Genomic DNA, 21,102 nt, shown 5'->3' with positions numbered 1-21,102 from the left:
TCATTTATTGATCTGGCAGAAGCGCTTCCTCTGTTTCATTCACCATATTTGAGTTACTCTTTAGTTACAAACTGCGATGACAGTTGTAAGGAGACCCTGTATGGCTATGTATCAAAATATGCTGGTGGTCATCGATCCCAATCAGGACGACCAACCCGCATTACGGCGAGCAGTTTATTTGCATCAACGGATTGGCGGCAAAATTAAAGCTTTCCTGCCTATTTACGATTTCTCGTATGAGATGACCACCCTGCTTTCTCCTGACGAACGCACCGCAATGCGTCAGGGCGTAATAAGTCAACGCACAGCCTGGATACGTGAGCAGGCGAAATATTATCTTGAAGCCGGTGTCCCCATTGAAATTAAAGTGGTCTGGCACAATCGTCCCTTTGAGGCCATCATCCAGGAGGTTATCGCCGGCAGTCACGATCTGGTGTTGAAAATGGCGCATCAGCACGATCGACTGGAAGCGGTCATTTTTACCCCTACCGACTGGCATTTGCTGCGTAAATGCCCAAGCCCCGTGTGGATGGTCAAAGATCAGCCGTGGCCAGAGGGCGGCAAAGCCCTGGTCGCCGTGAACCTGGCAAGCGAAGAGCCCTATCACAATGCTCTCAACGAAAAGCTCGTAAAAGAGACCTTACAATTGGCGGAGCAGGTTAATCATACCGAAGTGCACCTGGTCGGCGCCTACCCCGTTACGCCAATCAATATCGCCATTGAACTGCCGGAATTTGATCCCAGCGTGTATAACGACGCCATCAGAGGCCAGCATTTACTGGCGATGAAAGCGCTGCGCCAGAAATTCAGCATCGATGAAAAAGTTACGCATGTAGAAAAAGGCTTGCCTGAAGAAGTTATCCCGGATCTTGCCGAACATCTCCAGGCGGGGATCGTTGTGCTTGGCACCGTTGGACGTACCGGACTCTCGGCCGCGTTTCTGGGGAACACGGCCGAACAGGTCATTGACCATCTGCGCTGCGACCTGTTAGTCATTAAGCCTGATGAGTATCAAACACCGGTTGAACTGGACGACGAGGACGATTAATCCCTCTTCCGTCCTGCCGGATGGCGCTGCCATCCGGCCAATACCTCATTCCTGTTACTCATCTCCGCCGAGGAAATAGATCCCCAAAGGAATCGCCAGCAGAATAGTGAACACCAGACTGTAAACGAAAATCATTGCCGACTGAATGGCATACATAGAGCTTGTCCACTCGGACAGTGGAATATGATACTGCTCAATCACACCGCCGATAGTCGCGCGCGTTACCACCGATGCCGCAACGATAAACACTGCCAGCAGGCATAACAGAAATTTTTTCCCCTTCGCCGATTTCAGCTTCATCATGATCATAGTATTGTCCTTTACAGATGACTTTTTACCTGATAGCAACAATACCATGACAATCGCGCGATGTCTTCTCTATAAAACGTGACATTGTATTTACATAAAAAGTAAACCGCTGAGATTAAAGCTGATAGCACTATTTCTTCTTTTTACTTATCGATGATCTACGCGTTTATCCTGGGTAAAATACCTGTTAATCAGGTCATTCTGAGCTGTTATCGTAGGAAGGAGCGGAAAACAATAATGTTCACTGAATTTTTTCTCAAAAACGCATTTAATCTGGCGATACTTTTCAGTTGCGGTATGGCGTTGCTGGTCGTGAGATTTTGGCTCAGCCGTAACGTACAGTGGAAGAAAGGATTCACGTTCCATGCGGCACAGTTTTTTATTTACGCGATTATTATTGGAACCATCGGGAGCATCCTGAATAATGCTATTGAAGATTATAATTTGCGTTTTATCTCTTCCGGGGTCATTGATTTTATCTGCACCTCGCTCATTGCGCTTATTCTGACGATAAAACTTTTCCTGATTATTAACCAATTTGAAAAAGCACAGGTCAATAAAGGTAGAGATGTCACCAGTACCCGTATTCTGGCACGGGTCATAAAAATAACCATTATTGTCGCGATTGTCTTACTGTATGGCGAACATTTTGGCATGAGTCTGTCCGGTCTGCTGACCTTTGGCGGTATCGGCGGTATCGCTGTTGGTATGGCGGGCAAAGATGTCCTGAGCAATTTTTTCTCCGGTATTATGCTCTATTTCGATCGCCCCTTCAGTATCGGAGACTGGATTCGTTCTCCTGACAGAAATATCGAAGGTACGGTCGCCGAAATCGGCTGGCGAATTACGCGAATTAACACATTCGACCACCGCCCGTTGTACGTGCCTAATTCCGTCTTTTCATCCATTAGCGTTGAGAATCCGGGACGGATGACCAACCGTCGAATAAAAACGGTTATTGGATTACGTTACGAAGATGCCGACAAAATTGGCCTCATTGTTGACGCTATCAGAAACATGTTGCAGGCGCACAGAGATATCGATCAGAAACAGACGCTGTTGGTCTATTTTAATGAATTCGCCGACTCTTCGCTGAATATTATGGTGTATTGCTTTACCAAAACAACAGTATGGCAGGAATGGCTTGCCGTACAGCAGGATGTTTACCTGAAAATTATTGCGATTGTCCAGGAAAACGGCGCTGACTTCGCCTTCCCAAGCCAGACGCTCTATATCGATGACCCGGAGGCCGCGCCTGCGACAAAATAAAAGATAGCCGGTGCCCGATAACGCTTATCGGGCACCGAGGCTTCCCTGTCCGGATGACGGGTTGTTAGCGCCTTACGGTGATCAACGGCTCTTTTCATTCACCGTCATGGTAAATTCAAGCACCTCATTAGTGTCGTTAACGTAGGCATGAGGCATGTCGGTTCTGGCTACAGCGGAGCAGCCCTCCCGAATAATAAAGCGTCTACCATTGACTGTTAATGTCAGTGTTCCCTGATTAACAAACAGTAATTCACAGGTGTCTGCCGGATGCCCTGCCGATTCAAACTGTTCACCAGGATGCATTATCCATTGCCAGAGTTCCAGCATATCCGGCCCGCTGGTTCCCGCCATTAGTTTTGCACTGCCGCCTTTCTCGCCGCGCCACAACACCGGAATAGCATCCCGGTCGATAAGATGGACCATCGGCTCGCTGGCGACGTTGACAAAATCCGCCACGGACACTCCCATTGCCGCCGCGATCTTACATAACAGCGCAATGCTTGGATTGGCTTTACAGCCTTCAATTTCCACCAGCATTCCTTTACTGACGCCGGAACGCCGCGCAAGCTCATCCAGCGACATCTTTTTTTGGCTACGAAATTGTTTGATACGTTGGGAAACAGCTTCATTTATCGTGCTGACGTCGGCGCCCGCCGTGGTCGATAAGTTGACTTTTTTGGTCATTGGTCGATATCATAGAAGAAAATAGTCATTACAGGATTATGCGATGTCTTCTATGTTACCGTCAATCAGCCCGGAACTGGCCCGTATCGCTCCCGGCTTTCGTGCATTAAGTATTAATGTTATTGCCGCTCCGGTTCGCGATGCGCAGGTCGGAGAAATCGCGTTAAAAGAGGCCTGTCAGGCCGTAATCAACGGACAACCGGCGTGGGCACAGGCGCATATAGACGCCTGGAATGCGGTGTTTAAAGCATTCGGCGCAAAACCAAAGCGCACCCCCTGCTCGGCTGAAGCGCTACGAAAACGCGTGTTGAAGGATGGAACAATGGCGGCGCTGGACCCGGTCGTTGATCTTTATAACGCCGTGAGCCTGCGCTATGCCGTGCCGGTAGGCGGCGAAAATAGCGCGGCTTATTGTGGATCGCCGAGGCTGGTTTTCGCAGACGGTAGTGAAACATTTGATACCCTGAAAGAAGGACAACCCGTCACCGAGTCGCCAGAACCTGGCGAAGTTATCTGGCGCGATGACAGAGGCGTCACCTGTCGGCGCTGGAACTGGCGTCAGGGAGTACGTACCCGACTAAGCGCTTCAGATAAAGCGATGTGGTTTATCCTTGAAAGCTTGCCGGAAATGCCGGTTGATGAATTGTACGCGGCAGGAAACATGCTGACTGACGGCCTTGAAAAAATGATGCCAGGTTTACGTTTTGAATCCACGTTGATAGGTGTTTGATTGATATTGCGTAACAGGAGAAATACCATGTCGCTGTTTCTGACAAGTTTTATTTTCGAAAAAAAAGAGTACGACGAAGAGTTTTATCAACTGGATGGCTGGATTGAGCGCTATACGCAGTCTGTTGATGGCTATATTGGGATGGAAAGCTATACCGATGCCGCCAGCGGAAGAATGGTTAATAATTATTACTGGCAGACCCGCGAATCAATGGAGCTATTGATAAATAATTTACAGCACCAGCAGGCCAAATCACAAAGTCATAAGTGGCTTTCCGGTTACCAGACGATTATTGCAGAAATTCAGGGGTGCCATAACGTTAACCTGCCCCATCCGCTGGCATCATTTTCAGTTCCTTATGCGTGATGCAATAGTATATGTGTTAAATGTGGGGGCACTACAGGAGGATGCCTGCGCCCCTGCATTGCCGGTTATTCGGTTCTCTGTGCAGGGACGGTGCTGATATAAGTGATTAGTAAACAGGAAGATGAGTGATATCTCGTGGTACAATAACACGCGTAACCACATTATTTTCATCGCACTCTATCAACGCTCTGGCAAAAATGCTGAGCTCATTAATTTTCAGCCCGGAATTATCCAAAAACTGGCGGCAAGCGTAGTCAGAAACAAAGATTATGCCGGGATGAATATCATGTTCCCGAATAAAACGGGCCTGAGCAAATGGCGTATCCATACTCAGCACATATACCGCCCGGTTTGAGTGGCTACCCGCTGATTTAAGGCGGTCACTATAGTCTTTTACCTGCCATTCACAAACCGGCGTATCCAGTGACGGGACGACAATAATCTGCTTTTTTATCCCCGGGATACAGTAACCCGGTAATAAATTATGGCTCACCAGCCCCTTTGTACAGGGTAATGGTTCGCCTTCAGCCAGTATACCGGGTTTGAGGGTCAGCTGCGTTTTGCCAAAGGTGACAGCGTGTTCCTGACCCAATGAGATATAATCTTGTGTTGTTGCTGGTGTCATAAAAACTTCTCCTTTTAACATTTGTATTATTTTAGCCATAATCATTATTTAGCAATCCGCTAAAAAACCAGGTGAACATCCATAATAAGATGATGGTGATAAAAAGAATTATATTAGCCATAATGATTAATATAGTTTTATAGTCTTCCTCTGATGGAAATTTCTTTCTTGAAAAAATTCCCTGCATATTTAAAAGATATGTCAATACGTTCGTTACTATGTCCACGATAGGTTATAACTTGCGTATATTTACCTGGGACATTTTCTTTCTTAATAGGGCCATAATCCCATAACCCTTTTAAATTTTCACGCCCTACAGACTTTTCAATGTAAACTTCATTTACAGGATTCCCGTCGATATCCTTAACAATAGTTGTGATGGTGGCACTTTCACCCGGCGATAATACAGGTTTATCTATACTCATAACTGTTAAATCTGGGCTTGGCGTATTAGATATAGTTTCTGTTTCAATATACTGGAACTCAGATACCGATGGCACAGGCGTGTACCCTGACGCTGAAGCCATATCCGTTTCATTATAAATTTCTAGTTTAATCTTTGAACCCCGATGTTCCTTTTGGATATTAAATTTATGCTCACATGGCTTTTCACGTTTAAGTATATGCTGAGAGTTATCTTTATTGATCTGATAATACGTACATACTGTAGTAAAAGTTTCCGCAGACTGATAGTTATTATCCGGGTCTCTGATGCCTACATTTCTGGCATTCCTCGCAATAGTCATTCCCGGAAAAGGTGTATACTTTTCAATAGAAAAGTCAAGTCCATTAAACTTCAATTCGTAGGCATCACGAGGTGTTCCTGGTCTGTGCCCAACGCTCGGCGCCGTAGGAGGAGAAAACATCCCGACGGTTGCCGCGGACGTTGTCGACGAATCCGCCAAGACGCTTATCGGCACAGCCGCCAGAAGCAGGCTATAGATAATAAGATTATGTTTCGACATACGCACTGTTGATCCTTTTTAAAACATTAATTCGCATCAGATGCTGCGGTAGAACTCTTGGCATTTTCCTTATCAGAAATAATTCTGACCCGGATATATTTATTCTGAAGCGATTCCCCATTAAGACTATAAGGAAGAAGCCAGGTGGCTTTTGTCGCCCCCGGTACGGATTGCCAGGATTTCATTTCATCCGAGATTTCCCACTGATAATTAAACGCATCAGTACAGTCCGTGTTATTTACACAAAGCGTTCTGGCTCGCATTTCTGTTCCGACGACTGGCGCGGTAACGCTTCCGTTGGCTTCTTCAGTACCCGGCGTAAAAAGCACCTCCACAGAAGTGACCTTCTGCGCAATACTGTCTGACTGCGCTTGTAGTAGTACGGTACCCTTCACCGGATGTTTATCGTCTGGTCCGCTTGCTTCAATATGTAATTTGAGCGAGCGGGCATCATCGCCGATATGGGTCACCAGAACCCGTTCAACCCAATGGCCGTCACGCTCTGTACCACCGAGCGCTTTAAATGCCAGACCCGGCATATCTGATTGATACTTAATATGACGTGGTTTGAGCGATGCCCACTCCTCTTCAGAACGCTCGCGCACGTAGTGCCACTCAATAACCTTCCCCTCTTCTCCGGCAGGAAGCGGTGTACTGATAACAAAGTTGCCGTCCTCAACCTGAACATCGTCATTGATAACATTTATCCAGGAACGGAAACTGGTCTCATCCTGTGTCACCCTTACCGGGATACGCTCGGAGGTCACGCGAGTACCCCGGCTGTCAGTCACCGTCAAATAAAGGCTATACTCCTGACCGTCGGTCGCTGTCAGCGGAAGTTGAGGAAGGATAAGGCCGCTGCCCAAACTCCCCTGAAGCTGAAGTCCGGCGAGAAGCTCCGCATCACCCGACCACTCAACTTTCTCAATCGGGTAACGGCTATCTACCGTCGCCATTAATGTCACCAGCGTCCCGGACAGGCCTGAAACCGGCATTGCCGTAATGCGGATTTTACTGGCCTGTTCCCGATACGCCATGACGATATCGTAATTACGATCGACAAAGGCACGCCGATTAGTCGTATTTGACGGCGCACCAACGTTGCGGTAATCAAGCTGTTCATGTAACGGCGTACCGAAGGAATAGTTGACTCTCAGACCGCCCTCTGCCTGCGAGCCGCCGTTACCGGCGTCCCGATATCCTGCTCTGACCTCAAGCAAGGGGACAGGATTCCAGACCAGAGCCGCACCTGCGGCGCGGGGATTCCGGCTTAATGTACCGTTACCCAATAGATCAACTTTATCCCCGTAATACTGTTCATATGTGAGCTCGCCACTGAACCAGGGAAAATCGGGAAGCGTGCCTTTTGTTCGCAGATCAAAGCCATATGCCGGACGCTCATCATGTAATTCATGCGCTGCTGACGTTTTCCAGCCGGTGAGAGGGAAATAATAGTTGCCGGAAAAGGCCAGACTGTCTTTATAAACTTCCCCGCCAATGCCGCCACGTAAGTGGGAATAACGGATGTCGGCATCCAGAAACGTATTGACGCCGAGCAGCCATCCATTGACCTCCTGGCGGTAACCCATACCAACGTTAACATAGGTGCGGCCATCGAAACTGCTGCTGTCGTGGTCGCGAAAGCCAAGCTGGCCAAAGAGTAAAGACGATGTTGTTTCCTGGACGGGAATAAACATATCGAACTCTGATGAGCGATATTTCGCGCCATCTTCAAGATTGACGCCACCACGGAAAATAATCTCCGGAAAAGCGCTCTTCATCCCCTCGTTCACCAGATGATTAGCGGCTTGCCCTGGTAATGCCTTTATTTTTCCTTTGGCATAATCCTCCAGCGTCCCCTCCTGCAGATGCGGAGAAATAGACGATGCCGTCCCTGCAATCCATGACTGAATTTCATTATCGCTATCAGCGATGACCGGCAGTGGAATCTGACTGGTAACAATGGCCCAGGTTATATATTTAGTAATGGGTTTTTTAGAAAAAACCACTTTATTGTCTCCTGCTATATCCCCCTGCCTGGCAGAGGGAGTATTTAAATAAGATGTTTATTTGGCGATAACCATCAGCGACGGATAGCGCGTTTATTCTCCGGCGTGGCTTTCGTCGTTTTAGGCGTAACGTGGACACGGAACAGTTTATTCTGCTCAGTTCCCTTAATAATATATTTATGCTTTTCAGCGTTGGTATTATTCAGATCGGTGAACTTATCTGGTGTCCCGGCATCCGCCATCTGCCAGGTAAAGTTATAATTACTGACCTCACACTCAGCCGCCGCTGTGGCGGCACATTCCAGTACCGCTTCAAGGGTGCCGCCTACCACTGGAGTGTTGGCGTCATTGGTACCGTTGAGTTCATCAGTCGGTTTACCACTTTCATTCACCACATTGATAGTGACAGAACGTAGCTTATTAGAAATTGTACCGTCTGCGGCGGAGTCGCCGCTCACCCCAGAAGATGCAGAAGTTAATAAGACAGTGGCAGGCAAGAATGCACTATCCGGCGTCCCCGTTGCCGTCTTAATCCGGTAAACGATTTTAATTTTTTTACCGCCTGCATCAGCAGGAATGGTAAAAGCCGTCCCGGTTGCCGCCGGGGTTCCAGAAGGATCGGCGGCCTCATTATCCACCAGATACCATTTAATATCGTCGGCATTATTCATTTTATCCAGCGATAAGGGATCCCTATCCTCATCCTCAATAAAAACATCCGCTATCTGGAGGGTTGAACCGGTCGTCAGTTCCCCAGACACTTCTATCTTTTTTGCATTAGTCGTTGCCACAGGACGGTGACCAACAGAAGCAGGCGTAGCAGAAGAAGCCATATCATTGGCTCTGATATTCGCCACCGCCTCTACTGAGACCACGGATGCACAAATCGCTAACGCTAATAAAGATTTTTTGAAGTACAAAACAATTCATCCCTTTTATTAAATCATTAGAAATAATTATGAGATTTATAATCTCACGGGCTAAAAATTCAGGATTATTCAATCATTTTAACCGCCTGTGAAATTATGCCATTCGCCATGCTAATTACTTAGCTTTACTGGCAAAAGCCGATCTCCAAGTGTAAAGTTTATTCAGAAACGTCAAGCAATTTAAATCTTTCTTGTTTTGCCAGAAAAGCTAACAACCCCCCACTGGTTTAATAACACAGTATGTCAAACACCTTAAATGTTTATATTTTCGGCTTCAACAAAGAGGAATGATGATGAAAAGAGCCATAATAGTCTCAGTATTAGAGCAAATAGAAAAAAATCTTGAAGAAAGGATTGATATTGAAAAGTTGGTTGTTATAACAGGTTATTCGCGAAGGAGTTTGCAGGATTTTTTTAAAGAAAAGTGTGGCGTCTCTATCGGAAAATATATCAGACAACGCAAGTTGAGCAGAAGCGCCACTCTGCTAAAGCTGACCTCTCAGTCGGTCACAGATATCGCGTTCAGAATGGGGTTTGATTCAGTGCAGTCCTATAGTCGAGAGTTCAAAAAAACATTTGGCGTCAATCCCAATAACTATCGCAAGGCTGATTTCTGGGATCTCGGAAACCTACGGCCTCCTTACTGGCTTGACTGTGATGAGCATTATCAGTTCGAAATTTGTCAGCTTACGTCAAAAGAAATTTTCGGATTTCAAACATCTCATCAGATCGCAACAAATGACCTTCCTAAAAAAGCGTCGCCTATAAAATGGAAAATCATTCATGAGACGCTCAGAACGTGGGGCGAAAATGTGTATTGTCTCTCGTCTTTTAAGCCGGATAATACCAAAGACCAGGTCATCGCCGTAAGCAGTTTTTTTGGTATGGAACATAATTCCGTCGATGGAGGCAAAATCCCCATGTCGAGGGTAATAAAATGTGGTAAATATGCAAAATTCCATTTCGTTGGTCATAAGGAACAATATCAACAATTTTCCAATACAATATATATGTGTATATTGCCAAAACTGAATCTTATCAGGAGAGAAGGAGAAGATATTGAATACTTCCATTTGGCATCCGTCCAAAAGCAACAGAATAATGAATCCATTGTCGATCTTTATTATTACATCCCTGTACTGTAATGACTTCGTACCATCCACGCATTTCATCTGAAAAGTCTTCTCTTTTCAGAACGGTAATAAAACTCTCAGTATTGATTCTGGTAAAATAAGTGACTATTAATATAGTTAACGTTTTGAAAGAATTGAAAAAAAAATAAATTGCGTGCACGCGACACCGGAGACAGATTACTGACAGTACTGTACGGTGTAGTGATCAGGTAATATTGGCTACAGTTTACGGTAAAAGCAAAGTCCATACTTTAACTATTAATGGGAGTATGCTGGCCGGGCGGCTTGCGGGGCCTTCATGCTCCCACATTTACAATGTTGGTATGATTACATTCTCTCTATACTTTACTGTGCTAACCTTTTATCTCGTTGAGATAACGTTTAATTAAAATGCTCTCTTTTTGATGTACATTATAAGGGGAGACATTATTCATATTTTCGAAATCAGGGCAGACGATATGTATACAACCATCAGAAACACAACGCTAGCAATGGTAGCGTGTTTTTCGTATATCGCACATGCCAGTACCCACCCTCCTCTTATTATCACCAGGGGAGCCGGAGGAGACGCCTCCGGAGCCACAGTCATTCATGATAATTGGCGGCATGGCACTCCTGACCTGGTCAATCTTACCGATATCCCCATAGATAAAATCAGACCAGAAAAATACCGTTGCGTACTGATTATTGGGCAAGGAGCTATAAAAGAGATGCTTCTTGCGAACAATGCCTCAGCAATACTTTCCGGAAAAACGGTTGGTCTTTATACTCATCTGATCGATCAAAACACGCTCAGATTACTTCGGCAATTGCAGAACAAAGTGAGATTCAATCTCTTTTTTACCCGCTCGCAGATAACTCTACTAAAACTAAGGAACATTTCAGAATATAATTTTTTGAGTTCTAAAGTAAATAATGTCTGGGGACAAGACTCACTAGCAATTGAAACAGTGGCACCTGACAGGGGTAATATACCGGAAAAAGCGCTTCCCCTCAAAACAACGGATTATGTGATCTGGCTGGGTGGAAACTATACTACCTCTTCTGGTACGCAGCGTATCTTCACAAACGATCAGATTGTTGTAGCCCTGAAACCACTACATAATGTTATTTCATCAAATGCATCGATTGTTATTATGCTTTCACCACGTTTTTTCGATAATAGCATGAGTAAAGAAGCAAAAGTTAAACGACTGAAGGCAGTGCTTAACACCTTTTCGCGAAACAGGGTCACATTTTATATGAGTAAGGAGATGCTTGCTAATCTGAAAGAATTTGATTTGCCTGTTCAACTATCCCCTTCTTACGCAGAGCTGATGCGAATGCCCTGGGCCAGCGCTACCCAGCATTTTGCCTCTGTGGATCAATATAACCTCTTTGCTGATCTCATACCTAAAGTCACGCCGTTTCTTCTTGAACCGAATGATGCCGATCAAGCTCTCTATGCGACGGATTATCTTAATACCCGGCGTGTAAGTCTGACCCAAAATATTCTTAACCACGGTTGTGACTAAATAAAACGCGCAGAATCCGGGATAGTTAGCAATCCAAAACAGACCGTTAGCCATGAGTACTGTTTATCTTCACTATACAGGGAACAACCAAATAACTGACAACACAAATCAAGCCGATACCCGGAATTCGGCTATACAGGCGCTCTATTCAATTCAGGCCCAGAAACCGTCCGGTACCCATACTGGACACGGCCTCCCAACTGCTTTAGCGCATTACCAGTCCAGCTTCGATGCGCCTTCTGTCGTCTGCACTATTTCACTGGTTTTAATAACGCGATGATAACCATAAACATCAGCGTATTTCGTCATTCCGGTTGCGGTGTCAACCTCCGGCTTACCCTGCGTTTCAATAATCTCTCCCGTCCGGGTCGTCATGGTATAGGTCGTTGTACATCCGGCTAGCATCAACACTGATAAGCTAAGTACCGTAATAAGACTACATTTTTGCATTTCTCGTTTCCCTGACACCTCTATTTTTGATGTACTTTACCGAATACCGCAACGGCAAGATGGATGATTAGGGCTATTGCTCTCTGTTTGCCCGTATCTGATTGACTCAGGTTTTTTGATGCGCTGCGTTAATCCGGCAGTAATCGCTCCAGCACATCCCCAGCCAGAAGCACGCTCTCCTGAAGACGCTCCAGGCTATACCCCGCTCGCGCCTTGGCGGAAAGTCCCGCCATTAGCGTCCCCATAAAGTCCGTCGTCCGGTCAGCCTCTTGCGGATACCGCATGGCGACATAAGTGCGAATCAGGTTTTCAGCAGCGATGTAAAACTCGCAGGCGGCCTCTCGTGCCAGTTTATCGTTACAATGAGCGCCCTCCAGAACCAGACATCCGGTGGCATCAGGATCGGCAGCGTAACGTCTTGCCGCTTCCATCAGCACATCGATAAGACACTTCGCGGTCGGGCGATCGTGACGCAGAAGCGCCCCGAGCGGAATCGCGTCGGTCATCCTGTAACGCTTTAATACGCGAGTATACAGCCCCAGCTTGCTGCCAAACGCCGCATAGAAACTGGGAGGATTGATCCCGAACGCTTTTGTCAGATCCGCTACGCTCACCGCGTCGTATCCGCGCGAATGAAATAAGTGTTGAGCGGCTTCAATGGCTTGCTCCGGATCGAACTGGCGAGGGCGACCCGGCGTTCGGCTATGTTTTGTAGTCATTACTACATAACTCCTTGACGGCATGATTTCATTACGCATATTGTAGTGGTTACTACAATATCATAAAGGACATCCTGATGACGCTATTTCGCAACAAATCTGTACTGGTTTTAGGGGGAAGTCGTGGTATCGGCGCGGCTATTGTACGACGCTTTAGCGCTGACGGCGCATCGGTCGTTTTCAGCTACGCCGGATCGCGCGAAGCCGCCGAAAACTGGCAGCGGAAACCGGAAGCACCGCCATCCAGACGGATAGCGCCGATCGGGATGCCGTCATCAGCCTCGTGCGTGAGTACGGACCACTGGATATTCTGGTCGTCAATGCGGGCGTGGCTCTCTTCGGCGATGCGCTGGAACAAGATAGCGATGCGATAGATCGTTTGTTCCGTATTAATATCCATGCGCCTTACCATGCGTCAGTCGAAGCAGCCCGCAACATGCCGGAAGGTGGACGCATTATTATTATCGGTTCCGTGAATGGCGATCGGATGCCCGTACCGGGAATGGCCGCGTACGCCGCCAGTAAATCAGTCCTGCAAGGGCTGGCGCGCGGCCTGGCCCGTGATTTTGGCCCCCGCGGGATTACGATAAATGTGGTGCAGCCAGGCCCCATTGATACCGACATCAATCCGGAAGATGGCCCCATGAAAGAGCTGATGCACAGTTTCATGGCAATCAAACGACACGGAAGACCTGAAGAAGTGGCTGGAATGGTGGCATGGCTTGCCGGCCCGGAAGCCTCTTTCGTCACCGGCGCGATGCACACCATCGATGGTGCCTTCGGCGCCTGACGGCCAGGCGAATATCACACGGTTGCCGTCTACGCTCCGGCAACCGTGTTAGAAGCTGTTCATGCGAGAAAACATCCGCAAGCGCCGGGATCAATCGTGGATTTTAACGCCAAGACAACCGCGAACAAATTCAGGATTAAAATGCTTCACCGCTTCGCCAACGTAGCCTAAATCAAGGGCGTTGATTTGAGCCATTTCGTTATCCGTTAGTGAGAAATCCCAGATGGCAAAGTTCTCTTCAATACGTTCCTGTCGAGTGGATTTAGGAATAACCGTGACGCCACGCTGCACGTTCCAACGCAGGACAACTTGCGCGATGGTTTTTTGATGGGCATCGGCAATCCTTTGAAGCATGACATTTTCATACGGTTTATGTCTCCCGCCGCCTAACGGCGCCCACGCTTCAGGCTGAACGTTATAATGCTTCATGGTTTCCAGCGCGGCGGGTTGTGCAAAGTATGGATGCAATTCGACCTGGTTTACCATTGGCGTAATTCTGACGGTTTCACAGAAGTTGGCTAACACATGCGCATAGAAGTTGGACACGCCAATGGCTTTTAGTTTACCGGCTTCATAAGCGTCTTCCAGCGCGCGCCACGCGCTAAAATAATCGCCCATTGCCTGATGCAATAAATAGAGATCAAAATAATCTAACCCGGATTTTTTCAGCGACGCTTCAATACCTGCTTTGGCCAGATCGTAGTTAGCCATATCTTGCACCCACAGTTTAGAAGTAATAAATAACTCCTCACGGGTACACAGACCTGTCGCGATGGCTTCACGAACAGCGTCACCAACGGCATCTTCATTGCCGTATACCGCAGCGGTATCGATAAGACGATAACCGCTGCGAATAGCGCTTAACACTGACTGCTGACATTCTTCTTTGTCGGTTACCTTAAAAACGCCAAAACCCACCATAGGCATTTTAAGGTTGTTACTTAATATTGAATATTCCACGCTAAAGCACCCTTTCGTCGTAAAGACGCCATGATAAGAGCAAAATACAGGTACAATGAGTATTGTTAAATCCGATTATATTTATACAAAAAGTTCATTAATAACACTTGTACAGATTTTTTATTGCATCCAAACGTTCCGTGCTTGCTATATCCTCGCCGTGTAGCACCTGTTTGATAATGCCTTTTACTTATGCGTCAAAAACCAGTACCGTCATTTTGACCGTCTGTGAAAAAGTTTTCTGAACAGGCAATGCGATATCCGGAATAATATTTTTTAGCGAAGAGGCTCCGGCTGGCTCAGCGCCGTTTTGCACCAGTCATAAAAAGCGCGTACCGCAGGCGGCAGAAACCTGTTTTGCGGATAGACCAGCGCAAGCGGCAAATCGTAAGAATGGTTGTCCATGCAGGTCACCAGCGCCCCGCTGTGCAGATACGGCGCAACCAGATAGCTGGCGACGCGAATTAACCCCAGTCCCTGTATTCCGGCCTGAATATAAGCGTCCGTATCATCGACAACCAGCGTCTCCTGCACCCGCATCGCGTAATCCTTCCCTTCACGCGTAAAAAACCAGTCGGTGGTACGCCCGGTGCGGTGGTTCAGGTAGCCGACCGCATGGTGCTTTTGCAGATCATCTAAATTTTCAGGGCTACCGTAACGCTCAATGTAAGTGGGCGATGCTGCTATCACCCAGTTAAAGCTGGCAAGTGGACGGGAAACCAGCGTGGTGGAATCATCGATCCTGCCGGCCCGAATCACGCAGTCATACCCTTGCAGGATAATATCCTCCACGCTATCGCTGGAACAAAGTATCAGCTCCAGCTCCGGATACTGGCGCAAAAAGGCCGGGAGCGTGGGAATAATGCAATGCCGGGCGAGAGATTGCGGCATCCCCACTTTAAAACGCCCTTTGGGTTGTGCCGCCCGGCCGGGAAATGACGACTCCATGGCCGCGATATCTGCCAGCACTCTTTTGCACTCTTCGTAGTAACGCCGCCCCTCTGCGGTCACACTAAGTTTGCGAGTTGTACGTTGCAAAAGTTGAATCTTAAGCCAGGATTCCAGTTCTTTAACCACTCGCGATACCGTTGAGCGCGGCACGCCCAGCACTTCGGCGGCTCTGATAAAACTATGGGTATCCACTACGCAAACATAGACCTGCATCGCTTCCAGCTTGTCCATTTTCCCCCCCGCCAATTATCCCATTTATCAGAACAGTCTAACCCGTCTTCGGCGTCTTATCGAACGCAGAACCCTGCCGTAATCTCTATCTACAGGTGAACCAACACAGAGAGGGGCAAATGAAACAATCCAATAATCAGGTGGGTGAAAAAGTATTGGTGCTGGGCGCGGGACAACTGGGGGCGTCAGTGCTGGCGTCGTTGGTTCCGGCGGTCACACAGCGTAATGGTTCCGTTTGCGTTATTGTGTCAGGGCGATCCAGGGATAAACAGAGCAAACGACGTTCCAGCATTCATCAACAACTGGCGGATGCCGGTGCGCGGTTTATCCCGGTCGACATCGCAGACAGTTCGGTTGCAGCGTTAAAAGATCAATTCCACGGTTTTGATACGATCATCAATTGTATGGGGTTTGTCGCCGGTGCGGGTACCCAGATAAAAATCACCCGCGCGGTACTGGAGGCGGGCGTTAAGCGCTATTTCCCCTGGCAGTTTGGCGTGAATTACGATGTGGTCGGCAAAGGCAGCGGCCAGCAGGTGTGGGACGAACAGTATGACGTCAGGACGCTTTTGCGCGAGCAAAACGTCACGGAGTGGGTGATTGTTTCAACCGGTTTATTTACCTCTTTTCTCTTCGAACCGGCCTTTGATATGGTCAACTTAGCCAAAAAAACCATCAATGCCCTCGGCGGATGGGAAAGGCAGGTCACCGTCACGTCGCCTGCGGATATTGGTCGCCTGACCACTGAAATTTATCTGCATCAGCCGCGTATCACTAACGAAGTCGTCTTTGTCGCGGGGGAAACGACCTCTTATGCAAAACTGGCGGAAACGGTCGAACGCGTGACGCAGCAAACTTTTACCCGAGGCGTATTGACGCTACCTGACTTACAGGAGCAGCTCCGTTTACATCCGCATGACCCAATGCTGCGCTATCGCGTCGCCTTCGCGCGTGGTGACGGTATGTGGTGGCCGATGAGTGACACCTGGAATGTACAACATCATCTGCCGACACAGGATATTGCCGCCTGGCTGAAAACACAGCAATGAGAACGGCGGCATCAGGCGCTCGCTTAATCCCCATGCCTTCTGCCAGCATCAGGCGGCGGGCGTGGCTACCTTGAGTTAACAAGAAACCAGTACGCATCAGTGCTTCACGATATACATTGTACGGCTATAGGCCACATCTTCCGGGTTAGTAATGGGGTATCCCTTTACCCACGGTTTAATTAACCGGCCATTGGTATACTGATAAATAGGCGCTATAGGCGCTTGTTCCGTTAAAATTTTCTCCGCTGCATTGTAATCCGCGTTACGCGCTTCGGCGGTATTTTCCATCGTCGCTTGCGTCAGGATTTTGTCATAAGTCGGATTAGTAAAGCGTGAAATATTCCCCGTATGCGTGGACGTTAATAAGGATAAGAAAGTCGACGGTTCGTTGTAATCACCCACCCAGGAGGCGCGAATAACATCAAAATTACCGGTATTACGGCTGTCGATATACGTTTTCCACTCCTGGTTTTGCAATTTCACATCCACCCCCAGATTTTTCTTCCACATTGACGCCACCGCAATCGCGATTTTCTGATGGTTTTCTGAGGTATTGTAAAGCAGAGTTAATTTAAGCGGCTTCTGCGATCCGTAGCCTGCTGCACGCAGCAATGTTTTCGCCTGGGCGTTAAGTTCTTCCTGGCTCATTTGTTCAAACGGTGAAGGATCGGGCTTAAATCCTGCCGTGACATCCGGTGTAAAATGCCAGGCCGGTTTTTCACCGGTACCTAAGACTTTTTCCGCCATCAAACGGCGATCAATGGTCATACTTAGCGCCAGACGAACGCGGGAATCCGCCGTCGGCCCTTTCTGCGTATTAAACGCATAATAATAAGTCCCTAATTGCGGCGGCGTATAAACTTGCCCTGGAATATCCTTCAATAATTTCTGGTACATATTTTTAGGGAAAGATTCGGTGATATCAATATCACCGGCAAGATAACGTTTCGTCGCAGCCGACTCCTGGTTAATGGGTAAAAATGTCACTTTTTGCAGTACCGTTTTCGCGTTATCCCAGTAATGCGTATTAGGCACGACCACCAGTTTTTCATTTACCACGCGCTCTTTAAGCACATACGCGCCATTGCCAATCAGTTTTCCCGGCTTCATCCAGTCTTTGCCGCTTTCGACATTCGCTTTTTGGACCGGATAAAAGGCAAAACTGGCGGTCAGACTGGCAAACCAGGGCAACGGCTTGTCAAGCTGAACACGCAAAGTGTGCGCGTCCACGGCACTGACGCCAAGCTGATCCGGCGTGACTTTACCGTCGATAATGGCTTGCGCATTAGTGATGCCAGCCAGAGCGGCAAACCAGGCGAAGGGGGAAAGCGTTTTGGGATCAACGAGGCGTTGCCAGCTATAGACAAAATCCTGGGCGGTCACCGGCGTTCCATCGGCCCATTGCGCATCATCCCGCAACGTAAACGTCCAGATACGATTATCATTGCTCTTCCACTGGCTGGCGACGCCAGGGATAATTTCACCCTTTTCGTTCTGGTTAACCAGCCCTTCAAACAGATCGCGGATCACCTGAATTTCAGGCAGCCCAACGGCTTTCGCTGGATCTAACGAAGCGGGCTCATCTTTGATATGACGCACCAGTTCTTGTTTCTCTGCCAGTACCGTTCCGCCGGGAACATCCGCAGCATATGCCAGGGAAAAGCTGCTAACCAACAGCGCACAACAGGTTACTGAAACAGAATGCCTCATAGAAGTTCCTCAAAGATGAGTTAAATGACAACGTAATTATTTGTTTCAGCAGAAAGAAATGCAATTATCTTCCGCCAGAAAGTTGATATCGCGCCATACAAGAGGGTAAATAGAAACCATTTGATAATCGGCGGGTTTTACACAACACTACGATGATTACCCTACTGGTCTCAGCTTCGGGAAACGCGTATGACTGTCACCCGCCCCCGTGCCGAGCGCGGCGCATTTCCGCCAGGCACTGAACATTATGGACGTTCGCTACTAGGCGCGCCGCTAATCTGGTTTCCGGCACCTGCCGCCAATCGCGAAAGCGGCCTGATACTGGCTGGCACCCACGGGGATGAAACCTCATCCGTGGTGACGCTCTCCTGTGCGTTACGCACCTTAAATCCGTCCCTTCGCCGTCATCATGTCGTACTTGCCGTTAATCCTGATGGCTGTCAACTGGGGTTAAGGGCAAATGCGAATGGCATTGATCTAAACCGTAACTTTCCCGCCGCCAACTGGAAAGCGGGTGAGACAGTTTATCGCTGGAATAGCCGCGCGCAAGAGCGTGATGTCGTGCTGCTAACCGGCGACCATCCCGGCTCAGAACCGGAAACCCAGGCGCTTTGCCAGTTAATTCATCGACTCCAACCCGCCTGGGTCGTCTCTTTTCACGATCCGCTAGCCTGCATTGAAGATCCACGTCGCAGCGAGCTAGGCGAGTGGCTGGCCGATGCGTTTGCGTTGCCGCTGGTAACCAGCGTAGGTTACGAAACGCCCGGTTCGTTTGGCAGCTGGTGCGCCGACCTCAACCTGCACTGCATTACCGCCGAGTTTCCCCCTGTTTCCGCCGATGAAGCCAGCGAAAAATACTTGCTGGCGATGTCGAATCTGCTCCGCTGGCATCCTAAAGATGGAGTTGACCCGTCGTAAAGCGTAGCGCGGGCTCAACATCAACCGCCAGCCATGTTGGGCCATCAAGATCGGCGAAGCTCACCTGCGGCATAAGCGGCAGCGCGGCGCTAATCGCTCTTGATGTACAGAGCATACAGCCCAGCATCAGGCCGAATCCTTGCTCCCGCGCCTCCGTTGCCAGCGCCAGCGCCTCAGTCAGACCGCCGGTTTTATCCAGCTTAATGTTGATCATATCGTAGCGCCCCGTCAGGGCTTTCAGACTACTGCGAGTATGGCAGCTCTCATCTGCACAGATGGGCAACGGATGAATAAAATTTTCCAGGGCGGCGTCATCCTGCGCGGGCAGCGGTTGCTCCAGCATCGCGACATTCAGATCCGCCAGTAACTGGCAACGCGCCGCCAGCCCCTCCGGACGCCACGATTCATTGGCGTCCACAATGAGCGTCGCCTCCGGCACCGCCGAGCGGATCGCCACCATACGTTCGCTAATCAGACGAGCATCGAGTTTGATTTTCAGCAACGTCGCCCCTTTTTCCCATAGTGCCGCCGCACTGGCAGCCATCTGTTCCGGCGTGCCTATCACTACCGTTTGCGCGGTAGTAAAAACCGGGGACAGCGTCACGCCGAGCAGCCCGGCAAGGCTTTGCTGCTGCTGGCGGGCCTGCAAATCCCATAAGGCGCTATCCACCGCGTTGCGCGCCGCGCCTGCCGGCAACAGTTTCTGCAATGCTTCGCGAGTCAGCCCGTTTTCCAACTGAGGCACAATACTCATGATTTGCGCCATGACCGAGGCATCACTTTCACCATAACGTGGATATGGCGTACATTCCCCGATGCCTTTTACGCCCTCTTCTTCCAGTTCGACAACGACAACATGCGCTTCGCTTCGGCTACCACGCGCAATAACAAAAGGCGTATGTAACGGCCAGGTTTCCTCATATACCTTAACAGATCTCATCTCTTCCCCTCTGATAGCGCCGGACGCGGCTTGCTACAAATAGTATTTGCCGTGTTAATGAATAATGACTTAAACTGGATTTCGACGTTAACTATAAGTAAATAGGAACATAATTATGTCACAGACTGTACATTTCCAGGGTAACCCGGTCACCGTTGCCAACGTTATTCCGCAGGCTGGTAGCAAAGCACAGGCTTTTACTCTTGTCGCAAAAGATTTGTCTGACGTTTCCCTCAGCCAATATGCAGGCAAACGCAAAGTGCTGAATATTTTCCCAAGCATTGATACTGGCGTATGCGCCGCATCAGTTCGTAAGTTTAATCAACTGGCCACAGAAGTGGAGAATACCGTCGTATTGTGCGTTTCTGCTGACCTGCCTTTTGCACAGTCGCGTTTTTGCGGCGCGGAAGGCCTGAGCAACGTTATTACGCTTTCCACTCTGCGTAATAACGAGTTTCTAAAAAACTACGGCGTCGAAATCGTTGACGGCCCGCTGAAAGGTTTGGCGGCGCGCGCAGTCATCGTGCTTGACGAAAACGACAACGTTATTTTCAGCCAGTTGGTGGATGAAATCACCCACGAGCCGGATTACGACGCCGCGCTTAATGTCCTGAAGGCATAAGCCGGCGCCTGCTGGCGCTACGTTTGTCAGTGCTACAGGCGGTGCTCTTTTGTCACAAGAAGGCCTCTATCCGGAGGCCTTCTTTTTGTCTATGGAAAACCCCCAGCTAGGCTGGGGGTTCCGGAAAGCTTTCAGCTTTAAGCCAGTTATTAAAACCCCTTTTGATTTGTTAAAACATCTT

Annotated in this window: 21 protein-coding genes and 1 pseudogene; 10 read left to right on the top strand and 12 right to left on the bottom strand. The window is 48.6% G+C overall.

What is annotated here, in order from left to right:
• Positions 1-100 precede the first annotated feature (100 nt).
• On the top strand, positions 101-1,048 hold the full coding sequence (gene uspE / locus ACLJR2_RS22485; RefSeq protein WP_001262138.1) for a universal stress protein UspE: 948 nt from the start codon (positions 101-103) through the stop codon (positions 1,046-1,048).
• Positions 1,049-1,102: 54 nt separating this feature from the next.
• Here uspE and ACLJR2_RS22480 read toward each other — a convergent pair whose 3' ends face one another.
• Positions 1,103-1,357, bottom strand: coding sequence for a DUF2534 family protein (locus ACLJR2_RS22480; protein WP_000605645.1), 255 nt, complete (start codon positions 1,355-1,357; stop codon positions 1,103-1,105).
• Between the two features lie 237 nt (positions 1,358-1,594).
• Here ACLJR2_RS22480 and ACLJR2_RS22475 point away from each other — a divergent pair, with 237 nt between their 5' ends.
• Positions 1,595-2,626, top strand: coding sequence for a mechanosensitive ion channel family protein (locus tag ACLJR2_RS22475; protein ID WP_000493665.1), 1,032 nt, complete (start codon positions 1,595-1,597; stop codon positions 2,624-2,626).
• A gap of 81 nt (positions 2,627-2,707) precedes the next feature.
• Here the strand turns inward: ACLJR2_RS22475 and ACLJR2_RS22470 are convergent, their stop codons facing one another.
• Positions 2,708-3,310: a helix-turn-helix domain-containing protein gene (locus tag ACLJR2_RS22470; RefSeq protein WP_000163368.1), complete on the bottom strand. Its 603-nt coding sequence runs from the start codon at positions 3,308-3,310 to the stop codon at positions 2,708-2,710.
• 43 nt (positions 3,311-3,353) lie between these two features.
• Here ACLJR2_RS22470 and ACLJR2_RS22465 point away from each other — a divergent pair, with 43 nt between their 5' ends.
• Both ACLJR2_RS22465 and ACLJR2_RS22460 read left to right on the top strand, forming a co-directional pair.
• Entirely contained in the window at positions 3,354-4,040 is a 687-nt protein-coding gene (locus ACLJR2_RS22465; RefSeq protein ID WP_000097262.1) for a B3/4 domain-containing protein, read from the top strand.
• A 27-nt stretch (positions 4,041-4,067) separates the two neighbouring features.
• The gene (locus ACLJR2_RS22460) at positions 4,068-4,406 is read left to right on the top strand and encodes an antibiotic biosynthesis monooxygenase family protein (RefSeq protein ID WP_000051814.1); all 339 of its coding nucleotides are present in this window, start codon (positions 4,068-4,070) and stop codon (positions 4,404-4,406) included.
• A 106-nt stretch (positions 4,407-4,512) separates the two neighbouring features.
• Here the strand turns inward: ACLJR2_RS22460 and ACLJR2_RS22455 are convergent, their stop codons facing one another.
• The 4 genes from ACLJR2_RS22455 to zirU all read right to left on the bottom strand — a co-directional run bounded on the left by ACLJR2_RS22455 (position 4,513) and on the right by zirU (position 8,925).
• On the bottom strand, positions 4,513-5,070 hold the full coding sequence (locus tag ACLJR2_RS22455) for a redoxin family protein (RefSeq protein ID WP_024134143.1): 558 nt from the start codon (positions 5,068-5,070) through the stop codon (positions 4,513-4,515).
• A 98-nt stretch (positions 5,071-5,168) separates the two neighbouring features.
• Positions 5,169-6,002, bottom strand: a complete 834-nt coding sequence (zirS, locus tag ACLJR2_RS22450; RefSeq protein WP_001242930.1) for a two-partner-like secretion system exoprotein ZirS — start codon at positions 6,000-6,002, stop codon at positions 5,169-5,171.
• Between the two features lie 20 nt (positions 6,003-6,022).
• Positions 6,023-8,005 (bottom strand): two-partner secretion translocator ZirT, encoded by a 1,983-nt coding sequence (zirT, locus tag ACLJR2_RS22445; RefSeq protein ID WP_000232039.1) that lies wholly within the window; start codon positions 8,003-8,005, stop codon positions 6,023-6,025.
• A gap of 74 nt (positions 8,006-8,079) precedes the next feature.
• Entirely contained in the window at positions 8,080-8,925 is an 846-nt protein-coding gene (zirU, locus tag ACLJR2_RS22440) for a two-partner-like secretion system exoprotein ZirU (protein ID WP_000273673.1), read from the bottom strand.
• Positions 8,926-9,221: 296 nt separating this feature from the next.
• Between zirU and ACLJR2_RS22435 the strand changes: the two genes are divergently transcribed.
• Both ACLJR2_RS22435 and ACLJR2_RS22430 read left to right on the top strand, forming a co-directional pair.
• Positions 9,222-10,079 (top strand): GyrI-like domain-containing protein, encoded by an 858-nt coding sequence (locus tag ACLJR2_RS22435; RefSeq protein ID WP_077905100.1) that lies wholly within the window; start codon positions 9,222-9,224, stop codon positions 10,077-10,079.
• A 392-nt stretch (positions 10,080-10,471) separates the two neighbouring features.
• Positions 10,472-11,581, top strand: a complete 1,110-nt coding sequence (locus ACLJR2_RS22430) for a hypothetical protein (RefSeq protein ID WP_000275515.1) — start codon at positions 10,472-10,474, stop codon at positions 11,579-11,581.
• Positions 11,582-11,794: 213 nt separating this feature from the next.
• On the opposite strand, the gene ACLJR2_RS22425 is transcribed toward ACLJR2_RS22430, so the two are convergent.
• Together ACLJR2_RS22425 and ACLJR2_RS22420 are read right to left on the bottom strand one after the other, a co-directional pair.
• A complete protein-coding gene (locus tag ACLJR2_RS22425; RefSeq protein WP_001168017.1) occupies positions 11,795-12,031 on the bottom strand; it encodes a YgdI/YgdR family lipoprotein in 237 nt (78 codons plus the stop codon).
• A 128-nt stretch (positions 12,032-12,159) separates the two neighbouring features.
• Positions 12,160-12,750 (bottom strand): TetR/AcrR family transcriptional regulator, encoded by a 591-nt coding sequence (locus tag ACLJR2_RS22420; RefSeq protein ID WP_000208468.1) that lies wholly within the window; start codon positions 12,748-12,750, stop codon positions 12,160-12,162.
• Between the two features lie 77 nt (positions 12,751-12,827).
• On the opposite strand from ACLJR2_RS22420, the pseudogene bdcA reads away from it, so the two are divergent.
• A pseudogene (gene bdcA / locus ACLJR2_RS22415) lies at positions 12,828-13,540 on the top strand (SDR family oxidoreductase).
• A gap of 90 nt (positions 13,541-13,630) precedes the next feature.
• Here bdcA and ACLJR2_RS22410 read toward each other — a convergent pair.
• Positions 13,631-14,500, bottom strand: a complete 870-nt coding sequence (locus ACLJR2_RS22410; RefSeq protein ID WP_000456775.1) for an aldo/keto reductase — start codon at positions 14,498-14,500, stop codon at positions 13,631-13,633.
• A 276-nt stretch (positions 14,501-14,776) separates the two neighbouring features.
• Entirely contained in the window at positions 14,777-15,682 is a 906-nt protein-coding gene (locus tag ACLJR2_RS22405) for a LysR family transcriptional regulator (protein ID WP_000359211.1), read from the bottom strand.
• A gap of 119 nt (positions 15,683-15,801) precedes the next feature.
• On the opposite strand from ACLJR2_RS22405, the gene ACLJR2_RS22400 reads away from it, so the two are divergent.
• Entirely contained in the window at positions 15,802-16,731 is a 930-nt protein-coding gene (locus ACLJR2_RS22400; protein ID WP_000814349.1) for an aromatic alcohol reductase, read from the top strand.
• 96 nt (positions 16,732-16,827) lie between these two features.
• Here the strand turns inward: ACLJR2_RS22400 and ACLJR2_RS22395 are convergent, their stop codons facing one another.
• Positions 16,828-18,441, bottom strand: coding sequence for an ABC transporter substrate-binding protein (locus tag ACLJR2_RS22395; RefSeq protein WP_001216553.1), 1,614 nt, complete (start codon positions 18,439-18,441; stop codon positions 16,828-16,830).
• A gap of 189 nt (positions 18,442-18,630) precedes the next feature.
• Here ACLJR2_RS22395 and mpaA point away from each other — a divergent pair, with 189 nt between their 5' ends.
• Complete coding sequence (mpaA, locus tag ACLJR2_RS22390; protein ID WP_000219107.1) at positions 18,631-19,359, top strand: murein tripeptide amidase MpaA; 729 nt, start codon at positions 18,631-18,633, stop codon at positions 19,357-19,359.
• Here mpaA and ycjG read toward each other — a convergent pair.
• Positions 19,334-20,299, bottom strand: coding sequence for an L-Ala-D/L-Glu epimerase (ycjG, locus tag ACLJR2_RS22385; protein WP_001258068.1), 966 nt, complete (start codon positions 20,297-20,299; stop codon positions 19,334-19,336). The two genes, mpaA and ycjG, sit on opposite strands and share 26 nt — an antisense overlap.
• A gap of 115 nt (positions 20,300-20,414) precedes the next feature.
• Here ycjG and tpx point away from each other — a divergent pair, with 115 nt between their 5' ends.
• Positions 20,415-20,921: a thiol peroxidase gene (tpx, locus tag ACLJR2_RS22380; protein ID WP_000084401.1), complete on the top strand. Its 507-nt coding sequence runs from the start codon at positions 20,415-20,417 to the stop codon at positions 20,919-20,921.
• The last annotated feature ends 181 nt before the right edge of the window (positions 20,922-21,102 follow it).

It is taken from the genome of Salmonella sp. SAL03688, assembly GCF_046551895.1.
Lineage (GTDB): Bacteria > Pseudomonadota > Gammaproteobacteria > Enterobacterales > Enterobacteriaceae > Salmonella > Salmonella enterica.
The sequence above is the reverse complement of the archived record's forward strand: the minus strand, read 5'-3'. Positions and strand labels throughout refer to the sequence as shown.